We start from the raw sequence: 20,704 nt of genomic DNA on the forward strand, positions 1-20,704 counted from the left end.
ATGTCACAAGACCCATTTCTGGAACGAGAAGCAGAAAAATACGAATCCCCAATTCCTAGTCGTGAATATATTCTGGCCCATATTGCCAAACGAGATACTCCGATTAAGCGAGAAGAGCTGGCGGCCGATCTACAGTTAACCAGCGAAGAGCAACTCGAGGCGCTGCGTCGTCGTCTGCGGGCGATGGAACGCGACGGTCAGTTGATTTTCACCCGTCGTCAATGCTATGCCCTGCCGGAAAAACTGGATTTGCTGCGCGGTACGGTGATCGGCCACCGCGACGGCTATGGCTTTCTGCGCGTGGAAGGCCGCAAAGATGACCTTTATCTGTCCGCGGAAGAGATGAAACGCGCCATTCATGGCGATGTGGTGCTGGCTCAGCCGCTGGGCGCCGACCGCAAAGGACGGCGAGAAGGCCGTATCGTCCGCGTGCTGGAACCGCGTACCGGGCAGATTGTCGGGCGCTATTTTGTTGATGCCGGCGTCGGTTTTGTCGTCCCGGACGATAGCCGTCTCAGTTTCGATATTCTCATCCCGAAAGAAGAGATCAACGGCGCGCGGATGGGCGCGGTGGTGGTGGTGGAGCTGGCTCAGCGCGCCACGCGCCGCACGAAAGCGGTAGGGAAAATCGTCGAGGTGCTGGGCGATACCATGGGGACCAGCCTGGCGGTGGATATCGCCCTGCGTACCCACGACATCCCGCATACCTGGCCGCCGAAGGTGGAAGAACAGGTCAAGGATTTGGCGGAAGAGGTGCCGGAAGAAGCGAAAAAAGGCCGCATTGATTTACGCAAACTGCCGCTGGTGACCATCGACGGCGAAGACGCCCGTGATTTCGACGATGCGGTGTACTGCGAGAAAAAACGCGGCGGCGGCTGGCGTCTGTGGGTGGCGATTGCGGACGTCAGCTATTATGTACGTCCGAATACGCCGCTGGATCACGAGGCGCGCGCGCGCGGTACGTCGGTTTATTTCCCGTCGCAGGTGGTGCCGATGCTGCCGGAAGTGCTGTCTAACGGGCTGTGTTCGCTTAACCCGCAGGTTGACCGCCTGTGTATGGTCTGCGAGATGACCGTTTCGGCGCAGGGGAAACTCTCCTCGTATAAATTCTATGAAGGGCTGATGAGTTCCCATGCCCGTCTGACCTATACCAAAGTGTGGAGCATTCTTCAGGGCGACGCCGAACTGCGCGAGCGCTATAAACCGCTGGTGGGCGGGCTGGAAGAGCTGCATCGGATGTATAAAGTATTGGATAAGGCGCGCGAGATCCGCGGCGGCATCGCCTTCGAAACGGAAGAAGCCAAATTTATTTTCAATGCCGATCGCCGCATCGAGCGGGTTGAGTCCGTGGTGCGCAACGATGCGCATAAGCTGATTGAAGAGTGCATGATCCTGGCAAATATCTCCGCCGCAAAATTCGTGGAGAAAAATGAGGAGCCGGCGTTATTCCGCGTTCACGATCGGCCAAGTGAAGATCATGTTCTGGCCTTGCGCAGCGTGCTGGGCGAACTGGGGCTGACGTTAAAAGGCGGCATGAAACCGCAGCCTAAGGACTATGCCGCGTTAATGGTGGAAGTCGCCGATCGTCCCGACAGTGAAATGCTGCAAACTATGCTGCTGCGTTCGATGAAACAGGCGGTCTACGATCCGGAAAACCGCGGTCACTTTGGGCTGTCGCTCGCTTCCTACGGCCACTTTACCTCGCCTATCCGCCGCTATCCCGATTTATCCCTACACCGCTCGATCAAGTATCTGCTGAGCTCCCGTAAAGAGCGCTGGACGCCGACCGGCGGCTGGCACAGCGATATGAACGAGATGCTGCAATTGGGCATGCACTGTTCGATGACGGAACGCCGGGCCGATGAAGCCACTCGCGATGTGGCCGACTGGCTGAAATGCGACTTTATGCAGGATCACGTCGGCGAAGTGTTCACCGGGATTATCGCCAGCGTGACCGGCTTTGGTTTCTTTGTGCGCCTCAACGATCTGTTTATCGACGGACTGGTGCACGTCTCCACGCTGGATAATGACTACTATCGCTACGATAATATCGGTCAGCGCCTGATCGGCGAGTCGCGCGGTCAGGTTTATCGTCTGGGCGATGAAGTGGAAATCCGCGTCGAAGCCGTGCATATGGACGAGCGCAATATCGATTTCGCGCTGGTTTCCAGCACGCGCAAACCGCGCGGCGAAGGCAAGACGGCTCGCGATCGGGCGAAGAAAACGGATAACCGCGAGGCCAAACCGGCTCGCCGCCGCCGTAACACCGCTAAACCGGCCGCTAATTTCGAACCGGATTCAGCCTTCCGTAAAGAGGGCGAGCGTAAAGCCAAACCGGCCGCCAGCAAATCGAAACCGAAAAAGAACGCGGATAAAGCCAAAAAGAACGCCGAGAAAACGCGTAAGATCGCCGCAGTCACCAAGGCCAAACGCGCGAAGAAGAAGCCTGCCGAGTGATAGTCACTGTGCGGACGTTGACAACCTCGGGCGCGTTGGCATTAATGGCCTCCACTCTGCGTCGGGCGCGTGCTACGACGTAGCAGGGAATGGGCGGCTTTATCGCGCACGAAACTGTCTCTGAGTCCGCATAAACATGTGACTAAGAGACAGGTCAAGGTATGGGGTTAGCGCCAGAAGGATTGTCATCAACCATTAACGGTCGGGCACCGTCCGTTTCTGATTAATTTAAAGAGTATCAATGAGCGAAATTATTTACGGCATTCATGCGGTTAAAGCGTTACTGGAGCGGGATCCCCAGCGCTTTCTGGAAGTTTTTATCCTGAAGGGGCGTGACGATCGCCGCTTGCATCCGCTGATTACCGAACTGGAATCGGCGGGCATTGCGATTCAGGTGGCTAACCGCCAGTGGTTGGACGGCAAAGCGGAAGGCGCCGTGCATCAGGGCATTGTCGCCATCGTGAAAGAAGGGCGTCAGTATCAGGAGAACGATCTGCCCGCGTTGCTGGACGATCTGGAACAGCCTTTTCTGCTGGTGTTGGATGGCGTTACCGATCCGCATAATCTGGGCGCCTGCCTGCGCAGCGCCGATGCTGCCGGGGTTCATGCGGTAATTGTTCCGCGCGATCGTTCCGCGCAGCTTAATGCGACGGCGAAAAAGGTCGCCTGCGGCGCGGCGGAAAATGTCCCGTTGATCCGCGTGACCAACCTGGCGCGGACCATGCGGCTGTTGCAGGAACATCAGGTCTGGATTGTCGGCACGGCGGGCGAGGCCGATCACACGCTGTATCAAAGCAAGCTGACCGGTCCGCTGGCGCTGGTGATGGGCGCGGAAGGCGAAGGCATGCGCCGACTGACCCGGGAACATTGCGACGAATTAATCAGCATCCCGATGACAGGCAGCGTCTCTTCGCTGAACGTCTCCGTCGCGACCGGGATCTGCCTGTTTGAAGCGGTGCGTCAGCGTAGTTGACGCCTCTCCCTTTTTCATAAGCGCCAACGCGGTATTGGTAATAACGGCAACCTAAAGGAAAGTTACGGCATGATGATGGTTAACGCTTTATTGGCTTTTGCTTCTTACTTTTTCATTGGGTTTGTCATGGTGCTGGCATTCCTGTTTATCTATACCCGCGTCACGCCGCATGACGAATGGACCCTGATTAAAGCGAATAATGGCGCGGCGGCGGTGGGTTTTGCCGGCGCGTTGATTGGCTATGTCATTCCGTTGGCCAGCGCGGCGGTGAACTCGGTCAGTCTGCTGGATTACATCACCTGGGGGATTGTGGCGCTGGCGATCCAACTGCTGATTTATGGCGCCGTGCGCATCTATCTGCCTGGCCTTAGCCAGCGTATTCAGAATAACGAGGTCGCATCGGGCGTCTTCCTGTGTACGGCCTCGTTAGGCGGCGGGATTCTGAATGCGGCGTGTATGTCCTATTAATTACGCAGGCCGGAGATAACGGTTTGAAAACGGGGGGCGACACTACGGTGACTGCTCCCTGTAAAGTTTCAGCGATACAGTACCGCGCGGGAAACCCAAACGCCGGGTAACCGCCTTTTTTCCGTTTTCATCACGATCGTGTAGTAATGCGCCCCTTTCTCATCCGCCTGCCGCTGAATGGCCCGGTCCGCATCATCCGGGCTGCCGTTTACGGTCACCGATGCTGTGCCGATTTTTGTCAACGTGGACGTTTGCGCATAGTTAATTAGCTGCGCGCGTTCCGTTGGCGGCGGCGGGGGAACCGGCGTGCCTTGCAGCACGCTGCAAGCGCAGAGAACGAATGAAGCCATCACCGTCAGAAAAGCCTTCGACATAGCCGTCACCTCATATGTTTATTTCCGTTCAGTGTAGCGCGCTTTGCCTGTTGAAAGTAACGGTCGCCCGTGGGTTAAAAGCCGTTGCAGGCAATCATCCGCTAGAATATTCCGCACAACCCGTTTTAGCCCGGCTTTTGGCCGGCATATTCGGAATAAGGGGGCGCATCGGGCGTTTTCCTGTGTACGGACTCGATAGCGCGGCGGTATTACTTTGGATACGGGTAATTAACATCTATTTTAATTAATAACCCATTGGTAAAATTAATAACTCAATAGTCATTGTTGTTAATTTAATGTTATTGTTAGATATCATTGTAAATTAAATTTTTTCGTATACTATGTATTCTATATAAGATAACTATGTCTATGACGATTAATAATTTATAATTGTTATTTTTTCTATGCGTGCATTTAATGGATTGTGGTTAAATTCAGCATTTTTATTCGGTTTTTTAATATTTTTAAAGTGATCATTTATTGCTTTTCCAAAAAAATAACCGCCAGGATATATATCTCGCTTGCTTATTCAAGCGGTCACGTAAGGAAATAGGGAGAGCATTGTTATGCTATATGAAAAGACAGGGTCCGGTTATCCGGTTATTTTTTTGCCAGGGCTATTTGCCGGCGGCTGGATATGGGATTCGGTTATAAAAAGTGTAGTTGAACGGGGATATAGCGCCATTGTATTCAAAGACGCTATTCCGATGGCATTTGGCAGTGGCTATAAAAAAGCAAAGGATGCGTTGAATGAGGTTATCGCCTCGTGTGATGAGGCGCCCTATTTAGTTGGGAATTCTCTCGGTGCGTTAATTGCGATGCATTACGCATCGGAAAATATGGCGAAGATAAAAGGGCTGGTTATGAGCGGCGCGCCCGGCCAGATCGAAGCTGACGCAGGCGTGTCTCTGAGCGAGCTGCGCACCGGTGACACGCAATACGCCCGCGCCCTGATGAGCAATGTTTATTTCGACAAGACTAAAGTTCCCCAACGTGGCGTGGACGAAATATCGCGTCTGTTTAGCGATCATGAAATACATAAAAATATCGTGCGTTGGTTATCATTCAGCAGAAAATATGATGTTCCGGCCACGCTGAATGCAATGACCGTTCCTACCCATTTTATCTGGGGAAAGGAAGATTTAATTACGCCGATTGAACCGTGGATAGTATTGGCAGATCAATTAGATCACGTCACGATGTCCATTATCGCCAATTGTGGACATAGCCCAATGTTGGAAGCCCCGCAAAAATTTGTAAATGATTTTTTATCCCTGAGCGAAAGTAAATTATTATGTGAAGGATAGATAAACGGCTGGCAATGAACCTGGCCAGATTACATCTGATAATGGTTGAAAATCAATATCCGTATCCTGAAAATATACATGTCACCTGGTTTTTATGACAGGCGGATAGGTGTTTTCTGACGGATATTGATTTATATATTGAAATTAGAAAAGGGCGTGAAATTGAAATGCGATAAGACGGATAACTGTGAATAAAAATATCTCTAATACGAGATAATTATTCAACGCGGACATTCAGACCGAGGTGTAAATGAAAGCTATCATAAATACGATTTAGCGCTAATATAGATGCCGACAACTCAATGGTAGGGAGAAAATATGGTCGAAATGTTCGAAGATGTAATAGGCAGCGGCATCGCGGCGATTCATGCCGTACCCGCCGGCAAACGCGAACAGCCTTTGCCGACCCTCTTTTTCTTTCACGGCTACCTCTCTTCAAAAGAGGTTTATTCCTATTTTGGCTATGCGCTGGCTGCCGCCGGTTTCCGGGTGATCCTGCCGGATGCCTTAATGCACGGCGCCCGCTATGACGGCGATGACGCCCATCGGCTGCGCCATTTCTGGGATATCCTGCAGTCTAATATTCAAGAATTGCCTGATTATGTGGATGCCTATCGGCAGCGCGGACTGATTGCCGATGAGCGTATCGGCGTGTGCGGCGCCTCGCTGGGCGGCATGAGCGCTCTGGGGTGCATGGCGCGTTACCCGTGGATTTCTTCCGTGGCGGCCTTTATGGGGTCGGGCTATTTTTCCACCCTGTCGCAAACGCTATATCCGCCCGTGGTAGCCGCAGAAGAGGGCGCGGAGCAGGTATTGCGGAAATTGTCCGCAACGCTGGCCGAATATGATGTTTCCTCGCGTTTGGAAACCTTGGCCGGTCGTCCTTTACTGCTCTGGCATGGCGATGCCGACGACGTGGTGCCGGCAGCGGAAAGCGCTCGCTTATCTCAGACTCTGAAAGCACGTCATCTGGATAGCAATCTGACCTATCTGACCGAGGCGGGGGTTAAACATCGCATCACGCCATCGGCGCTGCGGGCGGGTGTCGATTTTTTCCGGCGCTATTTATAGCTATCCAGAAACAGAATGGCGCACAGATAAAAACGCCAAACAAGCCGTGCGGTACGAGATTGACCACAGGGTTTTGGCGCTGGTGAAGAGATTAACGGTTAACTTTATCTGATATTGTTTTGGCGGTATCAACAATGCGCCGCGCGTTCTGGGGGATAAGCTCCGGCGTCATTTGAAACGCGACGCCTGATGCGCTGATGGCGGCGATGACATTGCCGTTTTTGTCAAAGATCGGCGCCGAGATGCAATATACCCCTTCGCTATCTTCCGCATTATCGTATGCCCAGCCGCGTTGACGGATAAGCGCCAGCTCATTCTTCAATTCAGTCTTGGTTTTTATCGTCGTTGGGGTAAAGGTTTCGAAGTTTTCATCCGGCAAATAAAGATCGATGGCGGATTCCGGCAGCCAGGCTAATAAGGCTTTGCCCAGTCCCGAACTGTATAACGACAGTTTTTTCCCTACCCAACTGCGGACGACGATGGCGCCGGGACTTTCCAGTTTTAGTAGATAAATAGCCGAACCGCCGTCCTGCACGCCGAGATGGCAGGTTAACTGGGTGGTATCCCGCAACTGGGTCAAAGGTTCCGCCGCCAGCTTTTTAATATCAAAGGATTCCTCAGCCTTGCTGCCGAATTCGTATAGCCGCAATCCCAGGTAGTAATGATTTTTTTCCTGGCGCAATAGCCCGTGGGCAACCAGCGATGCCAGTAGAGAAGACGTCGAACTTTTGGGCAAACCGACGCCCTGATAAATCTGGCTGAATGTCGCTCCGTTGTTTGTTGATAAGAACTCGAAAATTTTAACGGTTTTATCAATCGCTGGGGTTTGTGTTTGTAGCACGCCGATTCTCAATAAGTGTGTAATCTTTGGCGATTATAAGCGAACGCCATAGAAGTTAAAAACGTTAATGCGAGCGATGGCGGCTCTGCTTGATGTCATAACGCCGGGCGGTCCTCCGCTCGGGAACCATTCCTTTCAATCCAGCCTACCCAACGACAATCAGCATTGTTCAGCCTGTGGAAACGCTTATTTTTTGCTTTTGTGTAGCCGATCAAAGTTCGTGCTATTGCTTTCTCCCGGTCGTTGACGCCATGTAGGGCGGGTGCTATAAATTTCCATAAATAGAACTGTAGTTCAGTATATGGAAATAAAGAGGCGATGAATGAGTAACGTAACGAAGTTTTCTGGCGTTTTTCCTCCCGTCCCAACGATTGTCGATGAGTTGGGGCAATTCGATCCCGCAGGCATGGGGAAACTGATTGATAAACTGATTGATGCCGGCGTTAATGGCATGCTGTTTTTAGGAAGCGGCGGGGAGTTTTGCCACTTAACTAAAAGACAGCGTTTCGAGATCGCCGAATTTGTGACCCGGTACGTTGATAAGCGTGTACCGATCCTTTTGGGAATTAGCAGTACCAGTACGCAAGAAGTTATCGAATACGGTAAGCATGCGGATGAGTTGGGCGTGGATGCCGTATTGGTTTTAAACCCCTATTATGCGCTGCTCAATGATGATTATATCTATCATCATTTCAAGTCCGTCGCTTCAAATATCAAGTCTCCCATTATTGCCTACAATTTTCCGGCATTAACCGGCCAGGATATCAGTATTCCTTTATTACAACGATTTGCCAGCGATATACCTAACGTTATTGGCGTGAAAGACACAGTGGATAATGCCAGCCACATCAGGGAAATTATTAATAAAGTTAGACCGATCAGAGAAGATTTCGTTATTTTTGCCGGTTTTGATGAATACATGATGGATGCATTAATTCTTGGCGCGAATGGCGGTATTCCGGCTACCTGTAATTTCGCTCCATCCATCACCTGTGGGATTTATCAGTGTTTTAAACAAAAAAACTATAGCGAGATGTTCTTGCTTCAACGGCAACTCGCTAAGTTATCTTCAGTTTATAGTCTGGAAACGCCTTTTTTCGGTGTCATAAAAGAGGCGATAAAACTCTGTGGCCTGGATATTTCAACAAACGTTGTGCCTCCCGTCGAGCCGTTAAGTGTAGAAAAGAGGGCGCGTTTGATATCGATATTGGAATTTTCAGGACTCGTTACCCATTCAGCAAAACAATAATATCAGCAAGAGAGCAATGTTATGAGCAATATTTCTCCAGTAATAATACTTCATCCAAATGATGATGTCGCTATTGCACGATTTCCTGTTAATCAGGGATATGTTGTTCCAGAGAGAGGCGTTGTTGTTTTAACAGAGATAAAGGAAGGTCATAAAATAGCATTAAGAGACATAGATATTAATCAGGCCGTTAAACGTTATAACCAGATTATTGGCTATGCCAGTCAGCCGATAAAAGCCGGCGAGCATATTCATTTACATAATCTAAAAATGGGAGAGTATGGTCAGGATTACGCTTTCTGCGTGGATAAAAAAGATAGCGAACCGCCCGCAGAGATCAGAACGTTTATGGGATACCGGCGGGCGAATGGCAAAGTCGCGACCCGTAATTATATTGGGGTTCTGACATCGGTAAACTGCAGCGCAACCGTGGCTAAAGCCATTGAAGAACACTTTAAAAGGGGGGGATTGGCCGATTACCCTAATATTGATGGCATCGTTGCCCTTCCGCAGAGTTTTGGCTGTGCGATGGACATGAAGGGCGATCTGATGAAAATCATGCAACGAACGATGAGCGGCTATGCCAATCACGCCAACTTTGCCGGCGTGCTGATCGTCGGATTAGGGTGTGAATCGAATCAGATAAAAGAGCTGATCAAAATAGAAGCCATTAATGAAGGGCCGATGCTTCAGCATATGACCATCCAGGAAACCGGCGGGACGCAAAAAACGCTGAATAAAGGGATTGAAATTATCGGAGGCATGTTAAGCCAGGCCAATAACCTGCAACGGGAAAACATTCCCGTTGCAGAATTGATTGTCGCGCTGGAATGCGGCGGTTCTGACAGTTATTCCGGTATTTCCGCCAACCCGGCGCTGGGATATGCCGTCGATCTTTTAATTCAACAAGGGGGCACCGCGATTCTGGCGGAAACGCCGGAAATCTATGGCGCGGAATATATGCTTACCCGCCGGGCGGTTTCTCAGGAAGTCGGTCAAAAGCTCATCAAGCGGATCCGCTGGTGGGAAGATTATGCCATCCGTTGCCATGCGGAATTAAACAATAACCCTTCGGCCGGCAATAAAGAGGGCGGGCTTACCACTATCCTGGAGAAATCATTAGGCGCGATTGCGAAGGCCGGTAGCTCAAATCTGGTTGACGTATATGAATATGCCGAACAGGTGACGGCCAAAGGGCTGGTATTTATGGACACCCCGGGATACGACGCGTTTGCCTGCACCGGGCAGATTGCCGGCGGGGCAAACGTGATGTGCTTTACGACAGGCAGAGGGTCCGCTTATGGAGGAAAACCCACGCCCTGCATAAAAATTGCGTCTAATAACTTCCTGTGGCGGCGTCAGGAAGAAGATATGGATATTAACTGTGGCGATGTCGCCGATGGGCTGGAGTCATTAGAGTCTGCCGGAAGAAGAATATTCGAAATGATAATTAACGTTGCTTCTGGGGAAAAAAGTAAAAGTGAAAAATTTGGCTATGGTTCATTAGAATTCGTTCCCTGGCAACCAGGCGCAATAATGTAATTAATCCAAGCGGTAAATTAATTTAACAGCTTTAATTAGTTGGGGGATAGTATGTCTCAATATATTGAAACAACTAAAAAAGAAAAACCAACTGCTGTTCGCTGGTTTGTGTTCTTTTTAATGTTGGTGCTAGGTGCGATAAATTATATAGATAGAACGTCGTTAGGTATCGCCATGCCATTTATTCAGGAAGAATTTGGTATTAAAGATCAACGTGTCGTCGGTTTATTACACAGCGCGTTTTTCTGGTCTTATGCATTGATGCAAATTCCAAGCGGTTTTTTAGCCGATAAATTTAAAACGCGGACGATTATTACCTGCGCCACCGTTGTCTGGGGAGCATTTCAGGCACTGGGCGCCGCATGCCACACCATCTTTCTATTGATGTTGACGCGTATAGGACTGGGAATATCAGAAGCGCCTATTATGCCAGCCGGCGCCAAGCTGATGGGCAGTTGGCTAACGCCTAACGAAAGAGGAAGAGGATCGATGCTGTTAGACGGCGGCGCGCCCCTGGGCACGGCTTTCGGCGCCATTCTGTTAACCTGGCTGATCGGTCATTTCGGTTCTTGGCGGGCGGCGTTTGTCGTTGCCGGTGTGGGAACCGTTTTAGTGGGGGTGGTCGCATGGTTTTATATACGCAATAAACCCAGTGAACATCCGGGCGTGAATCAGGCCGAATTACAACATATCGAAAAAGGGATTGAACAAGCGGGCGGTATTGTTAACAAAAAATCGAGACTCAGAGATATCGTTCCCTACCTGACACAGGTTAACGTTATCGCGCTGATTTGCGGCTGGGTGTGCTACAGCATTGTCTTCTACGGGCTCATGGTTTGGGTTCCCGCTTATTTAAATCAGGAACATGGCTTTAATGTCAAAGAGATGGGCAGCGCCATGTTTATGATGTTCATCATGTGTTTCGTCGGTCAACAGTTAGGCGGTTGGCTGGCGGATAAATGGCGTCAGGCGGGCGGTTCACCGAACAAGGTATTTCACACGCTGTTAGCCATCTCGGCAATCGTCTCCGGCGTTGGCGTCTTTTTATGCGCGAATACCAAAGATCCTTTGCTGGCCGTTATATTTCTGACCATCGCGCTATTTCCATTACGTTGGGCCAGCGTGTATTGGTCCATTCCCGGACTGTTGGGGGCTCAACATATGGCGGGCACCATCACCGGTACGATGAATTTCAGCAGTAATATGATTGCGGCGATTGTTCCCATCCTGGTTGGGTTTATGATCCAATCGACGGGTTCATATTATGCGGCGATGATGTTTTTTGCGGTGGCCGCTATTGGTTATTTAGTTAGCTCATTACTTATTAATTTCAATAGAAAGTTGGTCGTCAAAGAAACTAAATAATATCTCTGTAATTAAACGATTCATGGTGAAGAATTTAAAAATAAAACATTTTTAATAAAGACTCTTTTTCTGTCGTCTGACTGAATCAATTAATTGATTATCCAACACCTGAAGGTTATCAATGAATGCCACTTATTGCGCCAGTCATGCAATGGGTGGCGTTTTTGCATCAATGATTTTACCGCCGCTTTTTACCGATAAGCGACCGATAGAAAGCATTGGGTATTCCGCCGGTTGCCGCCCGCGGCTGAGGTTGTCTGTTCATCAATCGACGTTTCTTCTGATTTCCTCCTTGTGTTCCCGCGAGTAGACCAATATAATTACGCGTCATTTTTTCAGCCGCACACATACACACGTTCCTTGCTTCCATGGGCCGCGGTTGACCCTGACAGGAGGCTGAATAATCCGTAAGGAGCAATTCGATGCGTCATTACGAAATCGTTTTTATGGTTCATCCTGACCAAAGCGAACAGGTTCCAGGCATGATCGAACGCTACACTGGTGCTATCACCGGTGCGGAAGGTACGATCCACCGTCTGGAAGACTGGGGCCGCCGTCAACTGGCTTACCCGATCAACAAACTGCACAAAGCACACTACGTTCTGCTGAACGTTGAAGCGCCGCAGGAAGTGATCGATGAGCTGGAAACAAACTTCCGCTTCAACGACGCCGTTATCCGCAGCATGATTATGCGCGTTAAACACGCGGTAACCGAAGCATCCCCGATGGTGAAAGCGAAAGACGAACGCCGCGAGCGTCGTGAAGATTTCGCAGAATCCAACGATGATGCAAATTCTGGGGATTCTGAAGAGTAATTGTTGTGGTGACGACCAATCGTCTGGTGTTGTCCGGCACGGTGTGCAAGACCCCCATTCGTAAAGTCAGTCCTTCGGGTATTCCTCACTGCCAATTTGTGCTTGAGCACCGATCAACGCAGGAGGAAGCCGGATTTAACCGGCAAGCATGGTGTCGTATGCCCGTGATTGTCAGTGGACCCGCGTCACAAGCATTTACCCACAGTATAACGGTCGGCACGCAACTCACCGTGTACGGGTTTATTAGCTGCCATCAAGGGCGCAATGGCCTGAGCAAGATTGTGTTACATGCCGAGCAGATTGAATTGATAGATTCTGGAGACTAGCCAAATGGCACGTTATTTCCGTCGTCGCAAGTTCTGCCGTTTCACCGCGGAAGGCGTTATCGAGATCGATTATAAAGACATCGCTACGCTGAAAAACTACATCACTGAAAGCGGCAAGATCGTTCCTAGCCGTATCACTGGTACTCGTGCAAAATACCAGCGTCAGCTGGCTCGCGCTATCAAGCGTGCGCGTTACTTGTCTTTGTTGCCGTACACTGATCGTCATCAGTAATCGGTCACTGTCCATTAACGAGACTTTGAGAGGATAAGGTAATGCAAGTTATTCTGCTTGATAAAGTAGCAAACCTGGGCAGCCTGGGTGATCAGGTAAACGTTAAATCGGGTTATGCTCGTAACTTCCTGGTTCCGCAGGGCAAAGCTGTGCCGGCAACCAAGAAAAACGTTGAGTTCTTCGAAGCGCGCCGTGCTGAACTGGAAGCCAAACTGGCTGAAGTTCTGGCTGCTGCCGAAGCTCGCGCCGCCAAGATCACTGAACTGGCAACCGTCACCATCGCGTCTAAAGCAGGCGACGAAGGTAAACTGTTCGGTTCTATCGGCACCCGTGATATCGCTGATGCGGTAACTGCGGCTGGTGTTGAAATTGCTAAGAGCGAAGTTCGTTTACCGAACGGCGTTCTGCGTACTCTGGGCGATCACGAAGTGAGCTTCCAGGTACACAGCGATGTGTTCGCTACGCTGAATGTAGTTGTCGTTGCCGAAGCGTAATTAACGCTTTTGTTGACGAGTAAAACGCTGGCCTTGCGCCAGCGTTTTGCATTTTCACCCTTCCACTTTTCAGGCCGTCGGCTTGTGATTAGCGGGAGCGGGTAAATCCGCCGTCCGCATTGCGGGTAAACCTGACCACCTGATTGCCGGTCGTTTCTATTTCCAGTCCCGTTACCGCGCCTTGCGCGTTCAACTGTAATTTTACTTCCTGACCGGCTCGCAGATTGCTGAGCGGTTTGTCATCGCCTTCCACCTGCGCCATCGCGAAGACATCGCCGACCGGCAGATTGTTATCGCGAAATAGCTGCGCCAGCGTCTGACCGGAACTAATTTGATAGTTGCGCCAGGTCGTTTCCGTATGTTGCGGCGCGGATTGAACCGGCGGCGCCGGCTGGGCGGCGGGGGCTTGTTGCGGCGCCGATGGTCTGTTTTCGATAATTTCCGCCTGCAGCGGCGCGGATGGTTCCGTCGCCACCGGCATCGGTTGCGGGGAAGTGGCGGGGGGCGGGCTGTAAGGCCAGAGTAACGCCACCAGTACGATAGCGGCAGCCACCAGCATCCAACGGCGATGGAAGGGAGGGAGCGGTTCCATCCAATGGTAGCTATCAGGCAGATGCCAGATTTTCTTCAACGCGGCTTTGATCCGCAGACCTGATAATGATTGCAATGGGTTATTCTCCTCCCCAGCTTTGAATTTTCAGTATATACCCTTCATCTTGCAAGTTGCAGATCTGTTGGCTTCCTGCATTCTTAAATCTGGCGAATAGTGATCCGCAAGCCGAAATGCCGCCGTTTACTCGCGGATAAACGTGACACATTCGCACACAGGATTTTACCCTAATCTCGCGCGCTGTTATGCTGCGCTTTCGGTTTTTTACAGTTTAAAAGGAACATCCATGACAACCCCTTCTTTTGATAGCGTCGAAGCGCAGGCAAGTTACGGCATCGGCTTACAGGTAGGCCAACAACTACAGGAATCCGGTCTTGAAGGGTTGATCCCTGAAGCGCTGGTCGCCGGCTTGCGCGATGCGCTGGAAGGTCATGCGCCGGTGGTTCCCGTGGATGTGGTTCATCGGGCCTTGCGTGAGGTTCATGAGCGTGCGAGCGCCGTCCGCCGTGAACGTCAGCAGGCATTGGCGGTTGAAGGACAACAATTTCTGGCCGAAAACGCGCAGAAAGAGGGTGTGAGCAGCACCGAGTCTGGCTTACAGTTCCGCGTATTGACGCAGGGCGAGGGGGAAATCCCTTCCCGTCAGGATCGCGTACGCGTGCATTATACCGGCCGGCTGATTGACGGCAGCGTGTTTGATAGTTCGGTCGAGCGCGGTCAACCCGCTGAATTTCCGGTAAACGGCGTGATCCCCGGCTGGATTGAGGCGTTAACGCTGATGCCGGTCGGCTCCAAGTGGGAACTGTATATCCCCCAGGAGCTGGCCTATGGCGAACGTGGCGCGGGCGCGTCCATTCCGCCGTTCAGCGCCTTGATTTTTGAAGTCGAGCTGCTGGAAATTCTGTAAGCTCAATGGAGTAAAAGCGAAGGCGCTCATCGGGCGCCTTTTTTGTCCGCAGGGAAAGAGCAGGACTACGATCAATGCGTTGTATTACGCTGTTCGAGCGACTGGGTAACGGACTGTAGCAATTTCGGCATGTCCATTTTGGGCAAAACGACTTCAACCACCGACAGGCGGGGTTCTCTGTTTATTTCACTCAGCGTCTGAGCCAGTTGCGATGGCGATGTTGTTCGCCGACAAAGAACGTTATCGCTGTCGGCGCCCAGCGCGGCAGGCAGTTGCGTCCAGTTCCAGGCCGCGATGTCATTGTAGCGCTGCTCTGGGCCATGTATTGCCCGTTCGACGGTATACCCTTGATTATTAATTACAAAGATCACAATTTTAAGATCGTCCCGGATGATTGAGCCAAGTTCTTGTACGGTGAGCTGGAGTGCGCCGTCGCCAATCAGCAGAACGACTCGACGTTCCGGAGCCGCTATTTGCGCGCCGAAAGCAGCGGGTAACGCAAAGCCGATAGATCCCCATAATGCCTGAACAATAAACTGGCAATTTTGTGGCAGAGTGAGCGCCGCGGCGCCAAAGCAGGACGTTCCTTGTTCCGTAACGAGGATATCGCCAGGCTTCAGGAAGCCCTGAATTTGCCGCCAAAACCCGCGTTGATCCAGTTTATCCTTTTCATCTGAAGATGGGAGGGCGGGGGGCGTAATCGCCGCGTGCCGCCAGCGAGATGAAAACGCGGATGTTATCTTCTCTAATACTTCGATCGCGGTTAGCATCGGAATATTGGAAAATGTTTTATGCCCTACACGGGTTGTATCAGGCTGAATATCAATACTTTTCTCCGTTGGGATCTGGTGGCTGAATCCGGCGGTGATGGTATCGATAAAACGCACGCCGACACAAATGATCACATCCACATCTTCAATCAGCGATCTTATTTTTTCATCACTGGCGTGGCCTGAATAAGTGCCTGTGAAGCAGGGATGTTGTTCGTTCAGGGTGCTTTTACCCATCAGTAAGGTTGCGTGCGGGAAAGACATATGATCCAGCCAGCGTTGCAAAGATTTTGCGGCGCCAAAGCGTTGCGCAAGAAAATCTGCCAGCAATGATACCGAATTCGCCGTAGCGAGTATTTCTGTTGCGGCATCAATGAATTCTTGTAGCGATGCATCAGAGCACACGGGTTCCGGTATCGGCAACGGACAAGGGCGATTTTCGGTTGGTGCAGACGCCACATCCAGCGGCAGAAATAAATAAACCGGCTGACGGCGGCGCAGCGCTTCTCCAACCACCCGATCGATTTCCGAGGTTGCGTTTGCGATAGTCAGCTTGGCGGCGATTGCGGTGACTTCCGCCGCCATACGGAAAAAATGATCGAACTCGCCATCTCCCAATGTGTGATGAAGCAACTCTCTTTTATGCTGTGATAAAAAAGTGGGGGCGACGGCAATGTGAATCACCGGTACGTATTCTGCGTAACTTCCGGCAATACCGTTAATCGCACTGAGTTCACCGACGCCAAAGGTGGTCAACAGGGCTGCGGCGGGTTTGCACCGCGCATATCCATCGGCGGCATATGCCGCATTCAATTCGTTGGCACAGCCAACCCAGGTGATATGATCATGGTTAAGAACGTGGTCGAGAAATTGCAGATTGTAATCACCTGGTACGCCAAAAAGATGTTTGATCCCTGTTTGTGCAAGACGATCCAGTAAATAGTCGCCTATCGTATAGCCGCTGAGCATAGTTTTCTCCAATGTGTAATGATCTCACATGTAAGTATTAGCGGTATGTTAAAAATCTCTAATGTTTAGTATGCATAAGAGCGGCGGTTAAACGCGTATTTGCTGATAAGTAACCTGGAAAGTTGCGTGTATGATGATTTTTTTTAATGAGTAGGGATGGCTTTGTCTGAGGTGCTTCGTGTCAGTATTGACATTATGGCGGCGTTACATTGAATAACGGCGCTCAGCGAGCGCCATACAGGCGTGCTAATGAGCCTTAGTCAAGCAGCAGCGGCCGGTAATGATGCACCTGCCGCATCGCCACCAGTTCCTTGCGCCTGACCGGATTGGTGGGGGCCGGACTGCCCGCTAATGAAGCGGTATCGATGGTTAAGGTCGTGATGCCCGGCGTCTGCCACAGTACCTGCTCATGCCGGGGGAAGGTGAAGGTTTCCGGCCCGAATATTCCGCTGTATCCGCCGCGCTGACGGTGCGGCTCCACGCGGTTGGCAAAGGCCAGATACAGGTTGTTTTCACCGGCGCGGGTGCGTAGCAAATGCCAGTGCAGGGGATCGGCCCCCACCGGGATCGGGTAGTTCTGGGGAACCTGGCTGCCGGCATGGCCGCTGACGAAACCGTCGCTAAGCGCGGCGGAGCACACCACGATGTCGCAGCCCATTAGCGTGAGAATCCGGGCGGACTCGGGAAACAACGCGTCATTTCCTAACAACAGGCCAATGCGTCCTAGCGCCGTATCGAAGACTCGCCACCGTTCGCCCGCCGTCGCCCATGACTGATAGGCCAGAGGCAGGTGCATCTGGCGGTAGTGGCCGATCAGACCTTCCGGCCCCAGCAGCACCTGGGTGTTGTAGTATTTCTCCTGCTGTTTTTCCGCCATGCCGACGACCAGATAAACCCGCAGCGTCATGGCTAGCTGAATCAATGCCTGTAGCGCGGGGGAGTCCAGCGTCTGGGCGTTCGTTTGCGGGGCGGTATAGCCGGTCAGCGCCATTTCAGGAAACGCCACCAGTTCGCTATGTTGCTGGTCGACCGCCTCCTGCGTCAGCGCCACGATGCGCGCGAGATTATCCTCAACGTTGTCGGCGGGGAAGAACTGACAGACGCTAATCCGGCTCTGTTTGCCCGCGGGCAGGGGATGATGGCCGTACAGGCCGAAGAAATCCGCGGGGTTCCACAGAAAACTGTCGCTAAGCAGCGCGTGGTAATCCTGCGGCCGCCGCTGTGCGAACACCGGTTCGCCCAATACCTGGCGCTGGCGGCTGCGTTGGATATCAACCTCGCCGTAGGCGATGCCGTCTCCATTATCCACCACGTCAACCAGGGTGCCGTCCGGCGCAATAATCCCGCTGCCGCCGCTGAACTGCACGCCGCGCTCCAGCCCCCAACGGTTGCTTTCCAGCAGATAACAGCTGTTTTCCATAGCGCGGCTGATCCAGTAGGGCGCGGGCGCGCGTTCCGCCAGCCAGTTGCTGACGTGACAGATAATATCCGCCCCGGCCAGCGCCAGCAGTCTGGCGGTTTCAGGGAAATGGATGTCCATGCAGATCAGCATGCCGATCTTGCCGATCGGCGTATCGAAAACCTGATGCCCGACGTCGCCCGCCGCCGCCCACTTAGGTTCGGAGATGTAAGGGTGGCTTTTGCGGTGACGGCCGATGACCCCCTGCGGGCCGATCAGCAGCGCGCTGTTATAATACAGCTGGGTATTCGCGTCCACTTCCGGCATGCCCAACACGATATAACACTGATAACGCTGCGCCAGTTCGGTAAAGCGTGCCGACGTTTCGCCGGGCACGGTCTCCACCTGATCGGCGATCTCCTGGCGGTCGTACCAGCAGTAGCCGGTTGTCGCCATCTCCGGCGTGGTGATCAGTTTGGCCCCCTGACGGGCAGCCTGTTCCACCAGATCCAGCAGACGGGCGATATTGGCTTCCTTGGCGAACATCGCCGGTTCGAACTGGACGGCGGCCGCGAGAAAAGGAGCTGTTGACATAATAATCCTCACTAACAGTTAATGTTGCCGCGACGACCGGCTTGTAAATCGCGTCGCGGCATGAAAATAGCTTTGTAACCAGCCCTGGGCGCTTAATCTTCCTGACCTCCCCCCTTCCGGCCGTCGTCAGGGGCGACGTCAAAAACTCATTCCGGAAGTTTTTTGACCGGCGCGGTTAGGGAAAACACATCATTAGCCTGAATCAGTACGCTGGACATCTCCTCTACCGTGATGCGTTTATCCATCGCCTGATGGCGCAGAATTTCGTAGGCGCGTTCCTCGCTGATGCCGTGCATACGCATCAATATCGCTTTGGCTTCGCTAACCTGACGGATCCCCAGCATCTTCTTTTCCAGCCGTTCAATGCGTTCCATCATTTGCCGGCGCTGCTGCCGATGGTGCAGCGCCAGTACCATTGAAGAGAGCAGGCCGGAAGCGCGGATCGGGGTGGTGATGGTGGCGCCGGCGCCCATGTTCAGCGCCTGATCGATGAACGTGGGGTTTTCATAAGCAATGACCGAAATCAGGGCGTGGCGAGCGTGATCCAGCCAGGGAACATCCGGTTCCGGCTGGTCTGACTGCGGAGCGAAGAAAATAAGATCGGTATCGGCGGGAAGCTGTTCCGGGATCGGCCAGAACGCCTTGACTTTAAATCCCATGCGTCGCAGATGACGAGTCAATGTTTCGCCATCTTCATCATTGGGATGCAGGACCACACAACGGATCCCCCGGCTGAGGAGCAGAGCGGTGGTGCTGTTGCGGGAGTCGTTACGGCGCATTGGGATACTCCACTTTTGTCAGTTTGGTGACCCAGTCTCCCTGAACCTGGTTGGTCATATAGGGATCGGGCGCCACGATGTGACGCGATTCCCGTACGATGGTGAATTGCCCGGCGTCGTTGGCCTTGCCGATGCGCGGATAAACCCCGGTATGCTGGTTCAGCGGATCGATCCTGATTCGGCCCTGCGGCGCATCGAATTCGCTGCCTCGCAGCGTGGCGGATAAACACGGAATGGCATCGCTGCCGCATTCCCGCACGGCGTTGGCGAACAGATGTACCTGACTGTAGGTCGCCTCCCAGTTCATATCGGTGGTCAGGCCCGGACCGAACATCTGATGAAATTTATCCAGCGCGGCAAGGTTGGCGCGGGTTTGCAGGCTCTGGAAATAGGGCGAGGAGGTGAAGTGTCCCGCCGCCAGTTCGGCGCCCATCATGGCGATTTCGGTTTCGGAAGTATTCAGACTGCCGATAGGCATCCGTTCGGGATCGAGCCCCACCTCATGATAGGCGCGGTAAAGGTAGGGGACGGTCTGACCGATGACGGTGCTGAAAATGAAGTCCGGCTGTTTTTTGCGGATCTCTTCCAGTACCGGCAGAAAAGCCTCATACGGCGCATTGAGATCGAGATAGCGTTCGCCGATCACCGCGCCGTCGTCCCGCTGCAACAGCAGTTCCTGCATATTGCGGTTACATTCGTAAGGGAAAACGTAACGGGAGCCGATCATATAGACCCGGGCGCCGAAATGGCTGGTCAGGTAATCCTCCAGTTGCACGCAGTTCTGGTTGGGCGCGGCGCCGCCGTAAAAGATGTTTTCGGAGAATTCGAACCCTTCGTATAGCTGGGAGTAAAACAGCAGCCGCTGGTATTTCTCCACGATGGGGGACATGGCTTTGCGGCTGCTGGAGGTGTAACCGCCGAAGATCACATTGACGTGATGGTTGACGATCAACTGCTCCGCCAACGCCCGGAAACGCGCATTGTCGGAGTGCGGATCAAGATGAATGGCCTGTAGCGGGCGGCCGTTGATGCCGCCGTCCTGATTGATCTCTTCGATGGCCAGGGTGGCCCCGCGCAGCTGCGATTGCTCCTGCGCGGCGGTCACGCCGCTGGACGAGTAGAGTAAACCGATATTGATTGGTGTGGCCGGCCCCATATGGAC

Annotated in this window: 20 protein-coding genes; 13 read left to right on the plus strand and 7 right to left on the minus strand. The window is 52.4% G+C overall.

The annotated features are described in order from the left end of the window. From rnr to ACN28R_RS00350, 3 genes are all read left to right on the plus strand, one after another. Window positions 1-2,457, plus strand: coding sequence for a ribonuclease R (gene rnr, locus ACN28R_RS00340; RefSeq protein WP_048637605.1), 2,457 nt, complete (start codon window positions 1-3; stop codon window positions 2,455-2,457). A 241-nt stretch (window positions 2,458-2,698) separates the two neighbouring features. Then, a complete protein-coding gene (gene rlmB, locus ACN28R_RS00345; protein ID WP_095833259.1) occupies window positions 2,699-3,430 on the plus strand; it encodes a 23S rRNA (guanosine(2251)-2'-O)-methyltransferase RlmB in 732 nt (243 codons plus the stop codon). 69 nt (window positions 3,431-3,499) lie between these two features. After that, complete coding sequence (locus ACN28R_RS00350) at window positions 3,500-3,898, plus strand: DUF350 domain-containing protein (RefSeq protein WP_095833260.1); 399 nt, start codon at window positions 3,500-3,502, stop codon at window positions 3,896-3,898. Window positions 3,899-3,966: 68 nt separating this feature from the next. Here the strand turns inward: ACN28R_RS00350 and bsmA are convergent, their stop codons facing one another. Beyond that, the gene (bsmA, locus tag ACN28R_RS00355; protein WP_095833261.1) at window positions 3,967-4,272 is read right to left on the minus strand and encodes a biofilm peroxide resistance protein BsmA; all 306 of its coding nucleotides are present in this window, start codon (window positions 4,270-4,272) and stop codon (window positions 3,967-3,969) included. Window positions 4,273-4,838: 566 nt separating this feature from the next. Between bsmA and ACN28R_RS00360 the strand changes: the two genes are divergently transcribed. After that, window positions 4,839-5,579, plus strand: a complete 741-nt coding sequence (locus ACN28R_RS00360; RefSeq protein WP_095833262.1) for an alpha/beta fold hydrolase — start codon at window positions 4,839-4,841, stop codon at window positions 5,577-5,579. Between the two features lie 318 nt (window positions 5,580-5,897). Continuing rightward, window positions 5,898-6,650 (plus strand): esterase, encoded by a 753-nt coding sequence (gene yjfP, locus ACN28R_RS00365; protein WP_095833263.1) that lies wholly within the window; start codon window positions 5,898-5,900, stop codon window positions 6,648-6,650. Between the two features lie 91 nt (window positions 6,651-6,741). Here yjfP and ACN28R_RS00370 read toward each other — a convergent pair whose 3' ends face one another. Then, on the minus strand, window positions 6,742-7,497 hold the full coding sequence (locus tag ACN28R_RS00370) for an IclR family transcriptional regulator (RefSeq protein ID WP_375153871.1): 756 nt from the start codon (window positions 7,495-7,497) through the stop codon (window positions 6,742-6,744). Window positions 7,498-7,813: 316 nt separating this feature from the next. Here ACN28R_RS00370 and ACN28R_RS00375 point away from each other — a divergent pair, with 316 nt between their 5' ends. From ACN28R_RS00375 to rplI, 7 genes are all read left to right on the plus strand, one after another. Continuing rightward, window positions 7,814-8,740 (plus strand): dihydrodipicolinate synthase family protein, encoded by a 927-nt coding sequence (locus tag ACN28R_RS00375; protein ID WP_095833265.1) that lies wholly within the window; start codon window positions 7,814-7,816, stop codon window positions 8,738-8,740. Between the two features lie 21 nt (window positions 8,741-8,761). Next, window positions 8,762-10,282 (plus strand): UxaA family hydrolase, encoded by a 1,521-nt coding sequence (locus ACN28R_RS00380; RefSeq protein WP_183096802.1) that lies wholly within the window; start codon window positions 8,762-8,764, stop codon window positions 10,280-10,282. 51 nt (window positions 10,283-10,333) lie between these two features. Beyond that, complete coding sequence (locus ACN28R_RS00385; protein WP_095833266.1) at window positions 10,334-11,647, plus strand: MFS transporter; 1,314 nt, start codon at window positions 10,334-10,336, stop codon at window positions 11,645-11,647. Window positions 11,648-12,069: 422 nt separating this feature from the next. Beyond that, window positions 12,070-12,462: a 30S ribosomal protein S6 gene (rpsF, locus tag ACN28R_RS00390; RefSeq protein WP_048637615.1), complete on the plus strand. Its 393-nt coding sequence runs from the start codon at window positions 12,070-12,072 to the stop codon at window positions 12,460-12,462. A 5-nt stretch (window positions 12,463-12,467) separates the two neighbouring features. Next, window positions 12,468-12,788 (plus strand): primosomal replication protein N, encoded by a 321-nt coding sequence (gene priB / locus ACN28R_RS00395; RefSeq protein ID WP_095833267.1) that lies wholly within the window; start codon window positions 12,468-12,470, stop codon window positions 12,786-12,788. Window positions 12,789-12,792: 4 nt separating this feature from the next. Further along, the gene (rpsR, locus tag ACN28R_RS00400; protein ID WP_048637617.1) at window positions 12,793-13,020 is read left to right on the plus strand and encodes a 30S ribosomal protein S18; all 228 of its coding nucleotides are present in this window, start codon (window positions 12,793-12,795) and stop codon (window positions 13,018-13,020) included. A 41-nt stretch (window positions 13,021-13,061) separates the two neighbouring features. Further along, a complete protein-coding gene (gene rplI / locus ACN28R_RS00405; protein WP_048637618.1) occupies window positions 13,062-13,514 on the plus strand; it encodes a 50S ribosomal protein L9 in 453 nt (150 codons plus the stop codon). A gap of 88 nt (window positions 13,515-13,602) precedes the next feature. Here the strand turns inward: rplI and ACN28R_RS00410 are convergent, their stop codons facing one another. Beyond that, window positions 13,603-14,181 carry an OapA family protein gene (locus tag ACN28R_RS00410; RefSeq protein ID WP_231604119.1) on the minus strand — a complete coding sequence of 193 codons (579 nt, stop codon included), beginning with the start codon at window positions 14,179-14,181 and terminating at the stop codon, window positions 13,603-13,605. A gap of 229 nt (window positions 14,182-14,410) precedes the next feature. On the opposite strand from ACN28R_RS00410, the gene fklB reads away from it, so the two are divergent. Beyond that, a complete protein-coding gene (gene fklB, locus ACN28R_RS00415) occupies window positions 14,411-15,031 on the plus strand; it encodes an FKBP-type peptidyl-prolyl cis-trans isomerase (protein ID WP_095833268.1) in 621 nt (206 codons plus the stop codon). A 71-nt stretch (window positions 15,032-15,102) separates the two neighbouring features. Here the strand turns inward: fklB and ACN28R_RS00420 are convergent, their stop codons facing one another. The 4 genes from ACN28R_RS00420 to ACN28R_RS00435 all read right to left on the minus strand — a co-directional run bounded on the left by ACN28R_RS00420 (window position 15,103) and on the right by ACN28R_RS00435 (window position 20,698). Beyond that, complete coding sequence (locus tag ACN28R_RS00420; RefSeq protein ID WP_095833269.1) at window positions 15,103-16,770, minus strand: alpha-keto acid decarboxylase family protein; 1,668 nt, start codon at window positions 16,768-16,770, stop codon at window positions 15,103-15,105. A gap of 256 nt (window positions 16,771-17,026) precedes the next feature. After that, window positions 17,027-18,763, minus strand: coding sequence for a nitrilase-related carbon-nitrogen hydrolase (locus tag ACN28R_RS00425; RefSeq protein ID WP_095833270.1), 1,737 nt, complete (start codon window positions 18,761-18,763; stop codon window positions 17,027-17,029). 146 nt (window positions 18,764-18,909) lie between these two features. Beyond that, window positions 18,910-19,542 (minus strand): ANTAR domain-containing response regulator, encoded by a 633-nt coding sequence (locus ACN28R_RS00430; RefSeq protein ID WP_048637622.1) that lies wholly within the window; start codon window positions 19,540-19,542, stop codon window positions 18,910-18,912. Next, a complete protein-coding gene (locus ACN28R_RS00435; protein ID WP_048637623.1) occupies window positions 19,532-20,698 on the minus strand; it encodes a transporter substrate-binding domain-containing protein in 1,167 nt (388 codons plus the stop codon). The genes ACN28R_RS00430 and ACN28R_RS00435 overlap by 11 nt, the downstream gene beginning before the upstream one ends. Window positions 20,699-20,704 lie beyond the last annotated feature (6 nt).

Origin of the sequence: Brenneria goodwinii (assembly GCF_002291445.1) — a bacterium.
GTDB classification, from domain to species: domain Bacteria; phylum Pseudomonadota; class Gammaproteobacteria; order Enterobacterales; family Enterobacteriaceae; genus Brenneria; species Brenneria goodwinii.

Bases quoted from the DNA above. Each gene is read 5' to 3' on its own strand.
- ACN28R_RS00385 (WP_095833266.1), top strand. From the start codon at position 10,334: ATGTCTCAATATATTGAAACAACTAAAAAAGAAAAACCAACTGCTGTT.
- fklB (WP_095833268.1), top strand. From the start codon at position 14,411: ATGACAACCCCTTCTTTTGATAGCGTCGAAGCGCAGGCAAGTTACGGC.
- ACN28R_RS00420 (WP_095833269.1), bottom strand. From the start codon at position 16,770: ATGCTCAGCGGCTATACGATAGGCGACTATTTACTGGATCGTCTTGCA.
- ACN28R_RS00350 (WP_095833260.1), top strand. From the start codon at position 3,500: ATGATGATGGTTAACGCTTTATTGGCTTTTGCTTCTTACTTTTTCATT.
- ACN28R_RS00430 (WP_048637622.1), bottom strand. From the start codon at position 19,542: ATGCGCCGTAACGACTCCCGCAACAGCACCACCGCTCTGCTCCTCAGC.
- rpsR (WP_048637617.1), top strand. From the start codon at position 12,793: ATGGCACGTTATTTCCGTCGTCGCAAGTTCTGCCGTTTCACCGCGGAA.
- rplI (WP_048637618.1), top strand. From the start codon at position 13,062: ATGCAAGTTATTCTGCTTGATAAAGTAGCAAACCTGGGCAGCCTGGGT.
- ACN28R_RS00425 (WP_095833270.1), bottom strand. From the start codon at position 18,763: ATGTCAACAGCTCCTTTTCTCGCGGCCGCCGTCCAGTTCGAACCGGCG.
- rlmB (WP_095833259.1), top strand. From the start codon at position 2,699: ATGAGCGAAATTATTTACGGCATTCATGCGGTTAAAGCGTTACTGGAG.
- ACN28R_RS00435 (WP_048637623.1), bottom strand. From the start codon at position 20,698: ATGGGGCCGGCCACACCAATCAATATCGGTTTACTCTACTCGTCCAGC.
- rpsF (WP_048637615.1), top strand. From the start codon at position 12,070: ATGCGTCATTACGAAATCGTTTTTATGGTTCATCCTGACCAAAGCGAA.
- yjfP (WP_095833263.1), top strand. From the start codon at position 5,898: ATGGTCGAAATGTTCGAAGATGTAATAGGCAGCGGCATCGCGGCGATT.
- rnr (WP_048637605.1), top strand. From the start codon at position 1: ATGTCACAAGACCCATTTCTGGAACGAGAAGCAGAAAAATACGAATCC.
- ACN28R_RS00360 (WP_095833262.1), top strand. From the start codon at position 4,839: ATGCTATATGAAAAGACAGGGTCCGGTTATCCGGTTATTTTTTTGCCA.
- ACN28R_RS00375 (WP_095833265.1), top strand. From the start codon at position 7,814: ATGAGTAACGTAACGAAGTTTTCTGGCGTTTTTCCTCCCGTCCCAACG.
- bsmA (WP_095833261.1), bottom strand. From the start codon at position 4,272: ATGTCGAAGGCTTTTCTGACGGTGATGGCTTCATTCGTTCTCTGCGCT.
- ACN28R_RS00380 (WP_183096802.1), top strand. From the start codon at position 8,762: ATGAGCAATATTTCTCCAGTAATAATACTTCATCCAAATGATGATGTC.